We start from the raw sequence: 15502 nt of genomic DNA on the forward strand, positions 1-15502 counted from the left end.
ACCAACTGCCCGCTCGACTACTCAGGGGTGCCCACTCGACTGATCCTTGGTGCCCGCTCGACAGAGGGGTTCGGCGCCTCGGGCGGCGCCCCGAGCAGCGCGTCAGCGAGAGCGAGGTCGACGACGAGGGCATCGACGAGCCCACCCGCCACCGCCGCTCGTACCGCGGCGTGCCGGGCTGCCCCGGCTGTGATGGCCACGACCTCCCGGATCGCGCGCAGGTTGGGACCGCTGATCGTCACCAGTCGCTCGGAGAGGGGACACTCCACGATGGCGCCGGCCGCGTCGAACAGGATCCCCCCGATCTCGCCGACCACGCCGGCCGCCGCCGCCGCGTCCCGGTCGGCCGAGGGGGCCACGTCGAAGACGGTCGACAGACCGCCTTGCCAGGCCCCGATCCCGACGACCGCGACCGTGACGCGGGACGCCTGCGCGAGCACCCTCGCCACCTGCGGCTCGCGCCGCAGCGCAGCCGCCGACGACGCGTCCTCGAGCAGGAACGGGGCGTAGAAGATCGCGGACCGACCGCCGCTGACCCGCGCTGCCCGCCGGACGCTGGCGACCGTGCTGCTGTCGTAGCCGGGCACCTCCAACGCCCCGGTCAGCTGCACCACCTCGACTCTGGGCAGGTCGCGCAGCGACCGGGTCATGACATCGACCGAGCGCGACCACGGCAGGCCCAGGACATCCCCCTCGGCGAGCACCTCGCCGAGCAGCTCCGCCGCCGCCGCTCCGAGCTGCGCGAGCGACGCCCCCGCGAGCGACGCCCCCGCGAGCGACGCCCCCGCGAGCGCCGACTCGAGGGGCGAGGTGGATTCCGTGGGGGCCCGGCCCGTGACGACGACCGCGTGGCGCAGCCCGAAGACCTCCTGCAGCCGGGTCGAGCGGTCGAGGTCGATGCCGCTCTCGGTAACGATCTCGATACGAACGATCCCCGACTCGCGGGCGTAGTCGATGAGCCGGGCCACCTTGAAGCGCGAGACCCCCAGCGCATCCGCGATCTCCACCTTGGACTGCCCATGCAGGTAGTAACGCCGTGCCACAGCAGCAGCGAGCACGAGCTCGCCCGGGCGACGACGCTCGTCGGGCACTTGACCTCACCCCCTGGCTCCATGGGGCACGCCCGATCGGGATGATCCGTCCACTGGGCTTGCGGTTGACAGCCGTGATCGGAGTCACTTTACTCACACGTGCATGGTCACGCTCAACTGAGCGTGGGACCACGAGGAGGGCCTGTGCACCTGACCAGTCGACGAGGCCAGCAGCGGCGCGAGCGCGTCGGGCAGACCGGCGCTGAACGACCCCGCACCCGGCGACGCAGACTTCGCATCGGTGTCCTGGCCCTGACCATCGGAACCGTCCAGGCCCTGTCCGCCTGTGCCGGCTGGGGCGGCGGCGGGCTCGGGGGCGGCGGGGCCGACAGCATCAACGTGCTCATGGTCAACAACCCGCAGATGGTCGACCTGCAAGGGCTGACCGAGAAGTACTTCACCGCCAAGACCGGGATCCGGGTCAACTACACCGTCCTGCCCGAGAACGACGTGCGCGACAAGATCAGCCAGGAGTTCACCAGCCAGGCGGGTCAGTACGACGTCGCCTCGCTCAGCAACTTCGAGATCCCGATCTACGCCCGGGCCAAGTGGATCTCGCCGCTCGACGGGTTCATCGCCAAGGACCCGGGCTTCGACCAGGACGACATCCTCAAGCCGATGCAGACCTCGCTCTCCTCCGAGGGCAAGATCTACGGCGAGCCCTTCTACGGCGAGTCCTCGTTCCTGATGTACCGCAAGGACGTCCTGGCCGCCAAGGGCATCACGATGCCGCCGCACCCGACGTGGCCCCAGGTGGCCGACATCGCCGCCAAGGTCGACGGGGCGCAGCCGGGGATGGCCGGCATCTGCCTGCGCGGGCAGCCCGGGTGGGGCCAGATCTTCGCGCCGCTGACGACCGTGGTCAACACCTTCGGCGGCACCTGGTTCGAGAAGGACTGGACGCCGGGGGTCAACGCCGCACCCTTCGTGGAGGCAGTCACCTTCTACGTCGACCTCGTGCGTGAGCACGGCGAGAAGGGCGCACCCCAGGCAGGCTTCACCGAGTGCCTCAACAACCTCACCCAGGGCTCGGCGGCCATGTGGTACGACGCGACCTCCGCCGCCGGGTCGCTCGAGGCGAAGGGCTCCCCGGTGCGCGGCAAGATAGGCTACGTCGCCGCTCCCGTCGTCAAGACGAAGAGCTCCGGCTGGCTCTACGCGTGGTCCTGGTCCATCCAGGCCGCGAGCACGAAGCAGGAGAACGCCTGGAAGTTCATCTCGTGGGCGTCGGGCAAGGACTACGAGAACCTCGTCGGCGAGCAGCTCGGGTGGTCCCGGGTCCCGGCCGGCAAGCGTGCCTCGACCTACGAGAACCCGAAGTACCTCGCCGAGGCGGGCGCGTTCGCCGAGCCGACGCGAGAGGCCATCGAGTCCGCCGACCCGGAGAACCCGGGCGTGCAGCCACGGCCCGCACCAGGCATCCAGTTCGTCGGCATCCCCGAGTTCCCCGCCCTCGGCACCCAGGTCAGCCAGTACGTCAGCTCGGCCATCGCCGGTCGGATGACCGTCAAGGAGGCCCTCGACCGGGGCCAGCGGCTCGCCCAGGACGTCGCCGAGCGCTACCAGTCACGGGAGGGCAAGTGAGCACCAACGCGGCAACCCCGACAGAAGAGCAGGCCCGCCCACCCGCCAGGGCCAACGAGCCGTCGACCTCGCTGAAGAAGGCGGGCGACTGGGCCCGCAGGGCGCCGCTGCTACCCGCGCTGATCTTCGTCATCATCGTCACGCAGCTGCCGTTCCTCGCGACGCTCGTCGTGTCGTTCATGAACTGGAACGCCTACTACCCCGACGAGCGCGGGTTTGCCGGCTTCGACAACTTCAAGAGAGTCTTCACCGACATCAACGCCCGCCAGGCCGTCATCGTCACGATCCTGCTCACGGTGGCGTGCGTGCTCATCAGCCTGATCCTGGGTCTGCTCATCGCGATGCTGCTCGACCGGAAGTTCCGCGGTCGCGGCGCCGTGCGCACCCTGATGATCACCCCGTTCCTCATCGTCCCGGTGGCGGCGGCGCTGCTCTGGAAGCACGCTCTCTACAACCCCGAGTACGGCCTGTTCAACGGAGTGCTCACGTGGCTGTTCGGCAAGGACGCCCCCCAACCGGACTGGATCTCGATGGCGCCGCTGTGGTCGATCATCTTCGCGATCGTGTGGCAGTGGACCCCGTTCATGATGCTCATCCTGCTGGCGGGCCTGCAGTCTCGCCCGCTCGACGTCGTCGAGGCGGCCCGCATCGACGGCGCGAACGGCTGGCAGATCTTCCGCAACATGACGCTGCCCCACCTGCGGCAGTACATCGAGCTGTCCGCCCTGCTCGGTGCGATCTACATCGTGCAGAACTTCGACCACGTCTTCACGATCACCTCCGGCGGGCTCGGCACGGCCAACCTGCCCTACTTCATCTACGAGACCTTCTACACCGCGCAGGACTACGGGCGCGCCTCGGCCGCCGGCGTCATCGTGGTCATCGGCACGATCATCATCGCCACGCTCGCGCTGCGCACCGTGTTCAGCCTGTTCAAGGAGGAGTCGCGATGACCGCCACCACACGCACGGACGACCCGGGCCGTATGCCGCAGAGCCAAGGCGCGCGGGCCGGCTCGGGAGGCGTCCAGATCGTCCACCGCAAGCAGCCCCGGAGCCACGCCCTGCTCAGCCTCGCCGCGTGGGTCATCGGCCTGCTCTTCGCCCTGCCGGTCATCTGGATGATCCTCACGTCGTTCCACAGCGAGACCGACGCGGCGACCAACCCGCCGAGCGTGTTCGCGCCGCTCAGCCTGGAGGGCTACCGGACGTTCTTCGCCGCGGGTCCGTGGCCGAGCCTGCTCAACTCGCTCACCGCGAGCGTGATCTCGACGATCCTCGTCCTGCTGCTCTCGTTCCCGGCGGCCTACGCCCTGTCGATCCGGCCGGTCAAGAAGTGGACCGATGTGCTCTTCTTCTTCCTCTCGACCAAGATGCTGCCGATCGTGGCCGGCATCCTGCCGATCTACATCTTCGCGCAGAAGACCCACCTGCTCGACAACATCTGGCTGCTGATCATCCTCTACACCTCGATGAACACGCCCATCGCCGTGTGGATGCTGCGCTCCTTCCTCGCCGAGGTGCCGGTCGAGATGCTCGAGGCGGCCGAGGTCGACGGGGCGGGCCTGATCCGGACCCTGCGCGAGATCATCGCCCCCGTCGTCATGCCCGGTATCGCCGCGGCCGCGCTGATCTGCTTCATCTTCAGCTGGAACGAGCTGCTGCTGGCCCGGGTCCTGACCGGCACCGTGGCCGGCACGGCGCCGGTGTTCCTCACCGGCTTCGTGACCAGCCAGGGGCTGTTCCTCGCGAAGGTCTGCGCCGCCTCGCTCATCGTCTCGCTGCCGGTGCTCACCGCCGGCTTCGCCGCGCAGGACAAGCTGGTCCAGGGCCTGTCGATGGGGGCGATCAAGTGACCGCTCTGGCCCTCTCCGACGAGACCCTGGGTCAGCTGCCTGCGAGCGTCAGCTGGGCGGCATACGACCGCTCGAAGCTCACCGCGAGCATCGTGCACTTCGGTGTCGGCGGGTTCCACCGCGCCCACCAGGCGATGTACCTCGACCGCCTCATGGAGTCCCGCAGCGGGCTCGACTGGGGCCTGTGCGGGGTCGGCGTGCTGCCCCACGACAGGAGGATCGTCGACACGCTGACCGCCCAGGACGGCCTCTACACCCTCGTCGTCAAGCATCCTGACGGGCACCGCGAGGCCCGGGTCATCGGCAGCATCGTCGAGATGCTCTACGCGCCCGATGACCCGCAGGCCGTCGTCGACCGGCTCGCCGACCCGGGCACCCGCATCGTGTCGCTGACGATCACCGAGGGCGGCTACCTGGTCAACCAGGTGACCGGCGAGTTCGACGCGTCCGACCCGTCGATCCAGGCCGACCTCGCGCCCGGTGCGGTGCCGCGCACGGCCTTCGGGTACATCGTGGCCGGGCTGGCGGCGCGTCGTGCGGCCGGCACCACGCCCTTCACGGTCATGTCGTGCGACAACCTGCCGGGCAACGGCGACGTCGCCCGCAAGATGATGACCGCCTTCGCGCGACTGAAGGATCCGACGCTGGCCGACTGGATGGACGAGCACGTCGCGTTCCCGAACTGCATGGTCGACCGGATCACCCCGGTCACAGACCCGGCCGACATCGAGCGGCTCGCCGAGGAGTTCGGCATCGCCGACGGGTGGCCGGTCGTCACCGAGCCGTTCACGCAATGGGTGCTCGAGGACCACTTCACCGACGGGCGCCCGCCCTACGAGCAGGCCGGCGTCCAGCTCGTCGAGGACGTCGTGCCGTACGAGCTGACCAAGCTGCGGCTGATCAACGCGAGCCACCAGGCGCTGTGCTACCTCGGCTACCTCGCGGGCTACCGCTACGCGCACGAGGTGTGCCAGGACCCGCTCTTCGCCGACTTCCTGCTGGCCTACATGAAGCGAGAGGGTGCCCCCACGCTGCCCGCAGTACCGGACTTCGACGCCGACGCCTTCGCCCACCGGGTCATCGAGCGGTTCGCCAACCCGGAGATCCGCGACACCCTGGCCCGGCTCTGCGCGGAGACCTCCGACCGCATCCCGAAGTTCCTCGTGCCGGTCATCGCGGAGAACCTTCGCACCGGCGGCGAGATCGACCGGTCGGCCCTCGTGCTCGCGTCGTGGGCCCGCTACGCGGAGGGCCTCGACGAGCAGGGCGAGCCGATCGAGGTCGTCGACCGTATCAGGGAGCGTGTCACGGCGGCCGCGGCACGTCAGGGCGAGGACACACTCGCCTTCCTGCGCGACCGAGACCTGTTCGGTGGGCTCGTCGACGACGCACGCTTCACGCAGGCGTATGCCGCCGCCCTCGACTCGCTGCACGCGCACGGGGCGCGTGCCACCCTCGAGGCCCGCCGAGCCCTCGAGACCGACCGTTGACACAGTCACGGCGTGAGCAGGCCGGCAACGAAGGACCCGCAGCCGGAGCGCCGGTTCGGCCCGGTCGACCGGCGAACATCCGGTGAGCCAGAGAGGATCCTGACGATGTCCACGATGCAGGGGGTTCGCCTGCCCGGCGACAGCACCGTCGAGCACGTCCGCGTCGAGGTCCCGGCTCCCGGTCACGGGCAGGTCCTGCTGCGGATGCGGGCCTCCTCGATCTGCGGCAGCGACATCCGCGCGATCTACCGTGAGCACCTCGGGCACGGGGCGGAGGCCTACCAAGGTGTCATCGCGGGGCACGAGCCGTGCGGCGACGTCGCCGCGGTGGGGCCGGGGGTACGACGGTTTCGCGAAGGGGACCGCGTCGTCGTCTACCACATCGTCGGGTGCGGGGTGTGCACCGAGTGCCGACGCGGCTACCCCATCGGCTGCACCTCGCCGTCACGCGCGGCCCACGGGTGGCAGCGCGACGGTGGGCACGCCGAGTTCATGCTCGCCGAGGAGGTGTCCTGCCTGCCGCTGCCTGAGCCGCTGACCCACGTCGACGGGGCGTTGGTGGCTTGCGGCTTCGGCACCGCCTACGAGGGACTGCTCCGGGCCGAGGTCAGCGGACGCGACCGGTTGCTCGTGACCGGTCTCGGCCCGGTGGGGCTCGCCACCGCGATGCTCGGCAAGGCCCTCGGGGCGACCACGGTGCTCGGCCTCGAGCCGGTTGCCGATCGCGCTGCCCTGGCCGAACGACTCGGGCTGGTCGACGTCGTCGTCACCGACCCCGCTCGGCTCGACGAGGCTGTCGCCGCGGCCACCGACGGCACCGGCTGCGAGGTGGCCATCGACGCGAGCGGCAACAGCGCCGCTCGCGAAGCCGCCCTGCGCAACACCCGGACCTGGGGTCGGTGCGTCATGGTCGGCGAGGGCGGCTCGATCACCTTCGCGGTCTCGGACCTGCTGATCCACAAGCAGATCCGGCTGCACGGGTCGTGGGTGTCCTCCCTGCGCCACATGGAGGAGCTGCTCGACAACCTCGTCCGGTGGAAGCTGCACCCCGAGATCACCGTGACCGACCGGTTCCCGCTTGCCGAGGCCGCTGCCGCCTACCGGCTGGCTGATGCCGGACAGGCCGGCAAGGCCTGCATCACGTGGGAGGACCCGGCCTGACCTCCCTGGCAGGGACTCCTCAGCTGCGCTTCGGGGCGCCCGGGCGCGCGTATCGCACCCACGTGATGCCGATGCACATGATCGCCCAGGCGATGCCGATCGCGTAGAAGGCCGTCGGGGTCATCACCGTCAGGCCGACACCGAACAGGAACGGACCGAAGGCCGCGATCGCGGCGGTCCACCCGATGACCCCACCGGCCTGGCGCCGCTCGAAGATCATCGGCATCTGCTTGAACGTCGAGGCGTTGCCGATCCCCGAGAAGAGGAAGATCGCGAGCATCCCGTAGAGGAACTGGTTGAACCCGGCGTGCAGCGTGGCCGCCGATGTCGCGTCGGGGGTCAGCGAAGGGATCGTGTAGGCGATCGCACCGACCAGCCCGACACCCGAGACGAGTGACCAGATCGCTCCGCCCATCCGGTCGGTGAGCGGTGCGAAGACGATGCGGGCCCCGGCACCGACGAGCGGACCGAGGAAGACGTAGTTGACGACATCCGGTGGCACATAACCCTCGACGAGGACCTTGGCTGCGGCGCCGCTGCCCGAGACGATGTCGGTGTTGCCGATCCCGTAGAGGTTGGCCATGAGCAGGCCGAACTGCGCGGACAGGCCCGAGAACGTGCCGAACGTCATGATGTAGAGCAGCGTCATCCACCAGGTGTCCTGGTTGCGGAAGATGTCGAACTGCTGCTTGATGTTCGCCGTGACCGGGACGGACTTGAGGAAGGTCCACGAGATGGCCGCGATGATCAGCAGCAGCGGGATCCAGACGAAGGCCGCGTTCTGGTACCAGACCTCCTGGTCCGGCTTGCCCGGGAAGGTCAGCATCTGCGAGCCGCCGAGGAAGCCGACCATGCCGAAGCCGATGAGCCACGGGGTGAGCAGCTGCACGAGGGAGACGCCGAAGTTGCCGACCCCGGCCTGCAGGCCGAGGGCCGTGCCCTGCATTCGCTTCGGGAAGAAGTACGAGGTGGAGGGCATGAAGCCGGAGAACGCACCACCGCCGATGCCGGAGAGGAAGGCGAGCGTCAGCAGCTCCCAGTAGGGGGCGGTCGGGCTCTGCACCCGCACGCCCCAGCCGAGGATCGGCGCGATGAGCAGCAGCGAGGTGAGGGTGACCATCTTGCGGGTGCCCATGATGGGCGGCAGCACCATCCAGACGATGCGCAGCAGACCGGCGGCGAGGCCGGGGATGGACGCGAGCCAGTAGAGCTGGCTGTGGGTGAAGGTGTAGCCGATCGGGTTGAGCTTGGGCACGATCGCGCTGGGCAGGAACCAGGCGACGAAGCACATCGTCAGGCTGAAGGTCGTGATCCACAGGGTGCGCCACGCGAGAGCCTTGTCCCACGTCTGCTCGTTCTCCGGGTCCCACGCCTCGAGCCATTCGCCCTGGGTGCGGGTGGCGGCGTTGCTGGTCATGCGCGTGCCTCCGTGCTCTCTGTGCCGGCGCCCGCCACGGACGCGCTGCGAAGGTGGGCGTGTTCGATCTCAGGGTTGTGTGCGGGTGGCGGTTCGAAGTAGTCGGACAGGTCGGGCGACCCCTCGTGCAGCATATGGACGACGGTCCAGTGCATCCAGAGTGCGCAGCCCAAGGTCAGCAGGAAGATGACGAAGAAGGTGCTCGACGGGAAGCCGGACCATTCCTTCGTGTAGGCGAACAGCGGCGGCAGGAAGAAGCCACCGAGACCGCCGAGCATCCCGACCAGGCCACCGACCGGTCCGACGACCGTTGGGAAGTACTCCGGGATGTGCTTGTAGACCGCGGCCTTGCCGACGCCCATCGCGCAGCCGAGAAGGAAGACCAGGATGACGAACGGTACGAGACCGAGGTGGTACTGCAGGTGCTGCGTCTGGCTGCCGTCCGCGTGGCTGATGACGAGATGGCCGTTGGGCATCATGAGGATCCCGCTCGTGACCAACATGACGGTGAAGGTGAGGTACATCCCACGCCGCGCCCCGAACGTGTCGCTGAACCAGCCGCCGAGGGGCCGCAGCAGCGAGGCCGGGAAGATGAAGGTGGCTGTCAGCAAGGCCGCCGTGCCGAGTGAGACCCCGAAGTTGTCGACGTAGTACTTCGGCAGCCAGGCGGACAGGGCGACGTAGGCTCCGAAGACCGCGACGTAGTACAGGCCGAAGCGCCATACCCGCACGTCCTTGAGGGGCTGCAGCATCGTCCCGAGCGCCTGGGACCGGCCAGGCATCCGGTCCTGGCGCGGCGCGAGCACCCACGTCAGGACTCCGATCGCGACGAGCAGGACGGCGTAGATGGCCGGCACGATGCGCCATCCGCCCTGGATGCCGAAGGCGAAGGTCGCCCCGGCGGTCCCGACGATCAGCGGCGGGCCGATGAACTTCGTCACGGAGGCGCCGACGTTGCCCGCGCCGAAGACGCCGAGCGCGAAGCCCTGCCGCTCACGGGGGAACCAGGCGGCGTTCCAGGCGATACCCACCGAGAAGAGGTTGCCGGCGAAACCGACGAGGAAGGCCAGGCCGAGCAACGCGGCGTAGCTGTGCGTCTGGGCGACGAACCAGGTGGGGACCGCCGTCACGAGGAGCATGACGATGGTGACCTTGCGGCCACCGATCCGGTCGGTGAGCATCCCGGCCGGGAGGCGCCAGATCGAACCGTTGAGCACCGCGACGGCGCTGATCCAGGCGAGCTCGGGGTCACTGAGTCCGAGCTCCTGCTGGATCGGGATACCGAGGATGCCGAACATCAGCCACACGGCGAACATGACCGTGAAGGCGGTCGTCGACAGGACGAGCACGCGGGTCGAGCCCGAGGAGGAGGGGTCCACCGAGTACCTTGTCTTTTTGTAGGAATGAGACTGCTCTTAATTGGCGCGAACCGGATCCGACAGTGGTGGTGACAGAAGTATTGCCGCATCTCCGCCGGGTGGCCATCCCGAACACTGAAACTACAGTACGTAGTAGCGCCGTGTTGCGCAAGTTGGAGCGGCCAACGCCCTTGCGGGAGCGCAGAAGTCCGGCACACCACCTCGCGCCGGCGCGTCCGGATCGCTACGATCGGATTCCGTCGAATCCGCCGACCGTGAATCCGCCAAATGCATGGTTAGATGAAGTAGTGGCATTCCTACAAATAGAGCACATAGATGTTCCCTAATTCGCTAGGAGGTGGGCTGGATGCTTGACCGTACGCCGCTGGGCACCGACCTGCTCAACTCCTCCGTTCGCCGTCGAGTCGTCGACCTGCTCGCCAACCTCTCGCCGGTCCGTGACCCGAGGACCGGCGCCCGGACCCCCGCAGAGGGCATGAGTGCGCGGGAGTTGGCCGACCGGCTCCACCTGCACGTGACGACGATGCGTTTTCACCTCGACCAGCTGGTCGCCGGCGGTCTGGTCACCTCGCACTTCAAACGCGGCGAGGGCGCCGGCCGGCCCCGCAAGCTCTACGCGATCGCCCACGGCTCGCTCGACTCGGAGCGGTCGGAGCAGTCCTTCGCGCTGCTCTCCGAGGTGCTCATCGAGTCGTTCAACGAGACGGACGAGAGCCTTACCCCCGAGGAGCTCGGCGCCCGCTGGGGCCGCCGCCGGGTCCAGCAGGAGAACCTCGATCCCAGCCGCCGTCAGCCTGCTGCCACCCCGGGCCAGTGGCTCGGCAAGATCGGGCGGATGGTCGACATCCTCGAGGAGTGGGGCTACACCCCCGAGGTGTCCACGACCGAGGGGGGCCGCACGGCACGTGTCGCCCTGCACGGCTGTCCCTTCATCGACCTGGCCCGGGACAACACCGCCCTCGTCTGCAGCATCCACCGCGGGCTCATGCGCGGCGTCATGGAGGAGCTCGGCGAGCAGCACACCGAGGTCAGCCTCACCCCGTTCGTCACCCCACACCTGTGCGTGGCCGCCCTCGCCGTGGACACCACCGCCGAGACCACGCCCCCTCGAATTCCCCTCAGCGACAAGGAGACCCGTTCATGAACGCCCCCTCGACCCGGACCCACCCGGCCGGTCTCGACGGCCCGCTCAGCGAGGCCTTGGTCGGCACCCGACGCTTCTTCACCAGCGCAACCGTCTCCGACGACAAGCGCCTGCTGCTCCGACAGGGGGGCCGCGAGGGGGACTCGTTCTACCGCGACCGGTGGAGCCACGACAAGGTCGTGCGCTCCACCCACGGCGTCAACTGCACCGGCTCGTGCTCGTGGAAGGTCTACGTCAAGGACGGGATCATCACATGGGAGGCCCAGCAGACCGACTACCCGACGGCCGGCGCGGACCGGCCCGACTACGAGCCGCGCGGCTGCCCGCGCGGGGCGGCCTTCTCGTGGTACACCTACTCCCCCACCCGGGTGCGCTACCCCTACGTGCGCGGTGTGCTGCTGGAGATGTACCGCGAGGCCCGGGCCCGCCTCGGCGACCCGGTCGACGCCTGGCACGAGATCGCGAACGACCCCGAGAAGGCCCGCCGCTACAAGAGCGCACGCGGCAAGGGGGGCCTGGTGCGCGCGACGTGGGACGAGGCAGCGGAGATCGTGGCGGCGGCATACGTCTCGACGATCAAGCAGTGGGGCCCCGACCGCGTCGCCGGCTTCTCCCCCATCCCCGCGATGTCGATGGTGAGCCACGCGTCCGGGTCGCGCTTCACCGAGCTCATCGGCGGGGCGATGCTCTCCTTCTACGACTGGTACGCCGACCTGCCCGTCGCCTCCCCGCAGATCTGGGGCGACCAGACCGACGTGCCCGAGTCGGGCGACTGGTGGGACGCGGCCTACCTGATGATGTGGGGCTCGAACGTCCCGGTCACGCGCACGCCCGACGCGCACTGGATGACCGAGGCGCGCTACCGCGGCCAGAAGGTCATCGCCATCGCCCCCGACTACGCCGACAACGTCAAGTTCGCCGACGAGTGGCTCGCGATCGAGCCCGGCACAGACGCTGCCATGGCCATGGCCATGGGCCACGTCGTGCTCAAGGAGTTCTTCGCCGACAAGCAGGTCGACTTCTTCACCCACTACTGCCGCCAGTACACCGACCTGCCCTACCTGGTCGCGCTCGAGGAACACTCTGACGAGCCAGGCGCCGAGTCCACCTCAACTGGCAGCGTGACCTACCGGCCGGGCAAGTTCCTCACGGCCTCCGACCTCGGCGGCGACCTCGCGCAGTCCGAGAGCGCCGAGTTCCGCACCGTCGTGCTCGACCAGACGACCGGCGAGTTCGTCTGCCCCAACGGCTCGCTCGCGGACCGGTTCGGCCCGGATGGGGTCGGCAGGTGGAACCTCGACCTCGGCGACGTGGTGCCGGCCCTCACCCTGCTCGACAGGCAGGAGGACGCGGTCCTCGTCGACTTCCCGCGCTTCGACGAGGCGATGCCGACGATCGCGACCCGCGGTGTCCCGGTCCGGCGGGTCGGCGGCCGGCTCGTCACGACGGTGCTCGACCTGATGTTCGCCCACTACGGCGTCGCCCGTGGCGACCTGCCGGGCAGCTACGCGAGCAGCTACGACGACGTCGACGCGCCGTACACCCCCGCCTGGCAGGAGACGATCACCGCCGTCCCCGCAGCCGCGGTCGCGCGGATCGCCCGCGAGTTCGCCCAGAACGCCGCCGACACGGCCGGCCGCTCGATGATCATCGTCGGGGCCGGCGCCAACCACTGGTTCCACTCCGAGACGATCTACCGGGCCATGTTCATGCTGACCACCATCACCGGGTGCCAGGGGCGCAACGGTGGCGGCTGGGCGCACTACGTCGGCCAGGAGAAGGCCCGGCCGATCACCGGCTGGTCGCACCTGGCGATGGCGCTCGACTGGATCCGACCGCCCCGCCAGATGATCCAGACCGCGTACTGGTACGTCCACACCGACCAGTACCGCTACGACCACTACCAGGCCGACGAGGTGTCCGCTGCGACCGCGCCGGGCCTGTTCAAGGGCATGTCGACGATCGACACCCTCGCCAAGTCGGCCCGGATGGGCTGGATGCCGAGCTTCCCGAGCCTGAACCGCAGCTCGATCGACATCTGCGACGACGCGGAGGCGGCGGGCGAGAACGTGCCCGACTACGTCGTCTCGCGGCTCAAGTCGGGCGAGCTGCGCTTCGCGGTCGAGGACCCGGACGCCCCGGAGAACTTCCCCCGCGTCCTGGCCATGTGGCGGGCCAACCTGCTCGGCAGCTCGGCCAAGGGCGAGGAGTACTTCCTCAAGCACCTGCTCGGCACCGACCACGCCGTCACCGCGACCGAGACCCCCGAGCACCTGCGTCCGCGTGACGTCACCTGGCGCGACCAGGCCCCCGAGGGCAAGCTCGACCTGCTGCTCACCCTCGACTTCCGGATGACGAGCTCGACGATCCTGTCGGACGTCGTGCTACCGGCCGCGACGTGGTACGAGAAGCACGACATCAACACGACCGACATGCACCCGTTCATCCACTCGTTCAACCCGGCGATCAACCCGCCGTGGCAGACCAAGACCGACTGGGACATCTTCCAGGTCATCGCCGAGAAGTTCTCCCCGCTCGGCGCGAAGCACCTCGGCGTCCGCAAGGACCTCGTCGTCGCGCCGCTGCTGCACGACACCCCGGACGCGATGGCCAACCCGCACGGCATCGTGCGCGACTGGAAGGCCGGTGAGTGCGAGCCGATCCCCGGCAGGACGATGCCCAAGCTGGTCGTCGTCGAACGCGACTACGGCGCCATCCACGACCAGATGATCAGCCTCGGGCCGGTGCTCGACAAGCTCGGCACGAACACCAAGGGCATCGTCTACGACGTCAAGCGCGAGATCGAGCGGCTCGGGCACCTCAACGGCGTCATGCGCGGTGGTGTCAAGAGCGGCCGGCCGAGCATCAAGACGAGCGTGCAGGCGGCACAGGCGATCATGAGCCTGTCCGGCACGACGAACGGCCACCTCGCGGTCCAGGGCTTCAAGACCCTCGAGGCCCGCACCGGCCACGTCATGCACGACCTCGCCGCCGAGAACGAGGGCAAGGAGATCAACTTCGCCGACATCCAGGCCGCCCCGGTCCCGGTCATCACGAGCCCGGAGTGGTCCGGCTCGGAGACCGGCGGCCGGCGCTACAGCCCCTTCACGATCAACGTCGAGCGGCTCAAGCCGTGGCACACGCTGACCGGTCGCCAGCACTTCTACCTCGACCACGACTGGATGCTGGAGATGGGCGAGGAGCTGCCGGTCTACCGGCCGCCGCTGGACATGAAGAAGCTCTTCGGCGAGCGCGAGCTCGGCACCGTCGACGAGCTCGGCGTCGCGGTGCGCTACCTCACCCCGCACAACAAGTGGTCGATCCACTCGGAGTACCAGGACAACCTCTTCATGCTCTCGCTCGCCCGCGGCGGGCAGGCGATCTGGATGTCCGACAAGGACGCCGCCAAGGTCGGTATCAAGGACAACGACTGGATCGAGGCCGTCAACCGCAACGGCGTCGTCGCCGCCCGCGCGATCGTCAGCCACCGGATGCCCGAGGGCACGGTGTACATGCACCACGCGCAGGACCGGCTCATCGACGTGCCCCGCACCGAGACCAACGGCCGGCGCGGCGGCATCCACAACTCCCTGACGCGCATCCTCGTCAAGCCGAGCCATCTCATCGGCGGCTACGCGCAGCTGGCGTTCGCGTTCAACTACCTCGGTCCGACCGGGAACCAACGAGACGAGGTGACGGTCATCCGTCGCCGCACCAAGAAGGTGGAGTACTGACATGCGCATCATGGCCCAGATGGCGATGGTGATGAACCTCGACAAGTGCATCGGCTGCCACACCTGCTCGGTCACGTGCAAGCAGGCGTGGACCAACCGCGCCGGTATGGAGTACGTCTGGTTCAACAACGTCGAGACGCGACCCGGCCTCGGGTACCCCCGCACCTACGAGGACCAGGAGACCTGGCAGGGCGGCTGGACCCTCAACTCACGAGGCAACCTCCAGCTCAAGGCCGGCGGCCGGTTCAAGAAGCTCGCGACGATCTTCTCCAACCCCAAGCTGCCCTCGCTCGAGGACTACTACGAGCCGTGGAGCTACGACTACGAGAACCTGATCAACGCGCCGGCCTCGGACATCTTCCCCGTCGCCCGGCCGATCTCGCTCATCTCCGGCAAGCCGATGAACATCACGTGGTCGGCGAACTGGGACGACAACCTCGGCGGCAGCAGGGAGATCGCGGTCAAGGACCCGATGCTCAAGGGCATCGAGGACAAGGTGAAGTTCGAGTTCGAGCAGACCTTCATGTTCTACCTGCCGCGGATCTGCGAGCACTGCCTCAACCCGAGCTGTGCGGCGAGCTGCCCGAGCGGCGCGATCTACAAGCGCGAGGAGGACGGCATCGTCCTGGTCGACCAGGACAAGTGCC

General features: G+C 68.7%; 11 protein-coding genes. 8 read left to right on the forward strand and 3 right to left on the reverse strand.

Annotated features, from left to right (window positions below):
* Positions 1-17: 17 nt before the first annotated feature.
* Entirely contained in the window at positions 18-1091 is a 1074-nt protein-coding gene (locus L0H79_RS14100) for a sugar-binding transcriptional regulator (protein WP_301485262.1), read from the reverse strand.
* Positions 1092-1337: 246 nt separating this feature from the next.
* Here L0H79_RS14100 and L0H79_RS14105 point away from each other — a divergent pair, with 246 nt between their 5' ends.
* The 5 genes from L0H79_RS14105 (at position 1338) to L0H79_RS14125 (ending at position 7181) form a co-directional block, all read left to right on the forward strand.
* Positions 1338-2675 (forward strand): sugar ABC transporter substrate-binding protein, encoded by a 1338-nt coding sequence (locus L0H79_RS14105; protein ID WP_301485269.1) that lies wholly within the window; start codon positions 1338-1340, stop codon positions 2673-2675.
* Positions 2676-2746: 71 nt separating this feature from the next.
* A complete protein-coding gene (locus L0H79_RS14110) occupies positions 2747-3628 on the forward strand; it encodes a carbohydrate ABC transporter permease (RefSeq protein WP_301485270.1) in 882 nt (293 codons plus the stop codon).
* Between the two features lie 32 nt (positions 3629-3660).
* Complete coding sequence (locus tag L0H79_RS14115) at positions 3661-4530, forward strand: carbohydrate ABC transporter permease (RefSeq protein ID WP_301485271.1); 870 nt, start codon at positions 3661-3663, stop codon at positions 4528-4530.
* Positions 4527-6020 carry a mannitol dehydrogenase family protein gene (locus tag L0H79_RS14120; protein ID WP_301485263.1) on the forward strand — a complete coding sequence of 498 codons (1494 nt, stop codon included), beginning with the start codon at positions 4527-4529 and terminating at the stop codon, positions 6018-6020. Before L0H79_RS14115 ends, L0H79_RS14120 begins: the two co-directional genes overlap by 4 nt.
* 12 nt (positions 6021-6032) lie before the next feature.
* Positions 6033-7181 (forward strand): zinc-binding dehydrogenase, encoded by a 1149-nt coding sequence (locus L0H79_RS14125; protein WP_301485264.1) that lies wholly within the window; start codon positions 6033-6035, stop codon positions 7179-7181.
* Between the two features lie 19 nt (positions 7182-7200).
* Here L0H79_RS14125 and L0H79_RS14130 read toward each other — a convergent pair whose 3' ends face one another.
* The gene (locus L0H79_RS14130) at positions 7201-8598 is read right to left on the reverse strand and encodes an MFS transporter (RefSeq protein WP_301485265.1); all 1398 of its coding nucleotides are present in this window, start codon (positions 8596-8598) and stop codon (positions 7201-7203) included.
* A complete protein-coding gene (locus tag L0H79_RS14135) occupies positions 8595-9977 on the reverse strand; it encodes a nitrate/nitrite transporter (RefSeq protein WP_301485266.1) in 1383 nt (460 codons plus the stop codon). Before L0H79_RS14135 ends, L0H79_RS14130 begins: the two co-directional genes overlap by 4 nt.
* A 346-nt stretch (positions 9978-10323) precedes the next feature.
* Between L0H79_RS14135 and L0H79_RS14140 the strand changes: the two genes are divergently transcribed.
* The 3 genes from L0H79_RS14140 to L0H79_RS14150 all read left to right on the forward strand — a co-directional run.
* Positions 10324-11121 carry a metalloregulator ArsR/SmtB family transcription factor gene (locus L0H79_RS14140; RefSeq protein WP_301485267.1) on the forward strand — a complete coding sequence of 266 codons (798 nt, stop codon included), beginning with the start codon at positions 10324-10326 and terminating at the stop codon, positions 11119-11121.
* Positions 11118-14855, forward strand: a complete 3738-nt coding sequence (locus tag L0H79_RS14145; protein WP_301485268.1) for a nitrate reductase subunit alpha — start codon at positions 11118-11120, stop codon at positions 14853-14855. The genes L0H79_RS14140 and L0H79_RS14145 overlap by 4 nt, the downstream gene beginning before the upstream one ends.
* A gap of 1 nt (position 14856) precedes the next feature.
* A partial coding sequence (locus tag L0H79_RS14150; protein ID WP_367652474.1) for a 4Fe-4S dicluster domain-containing protein occupies positions 14857-15502 on the forward strand: 646 nt, incomplete at its 3' end.

Origin of the sequence: Intrasporangium sp., assembly GCF_030452765.1 — a bacterium.
GTDB lineage: Bacteria > Actinomycetota > Actinomycetes > Actinomycetales > Dermatophilaceae > Intrasporangium_A.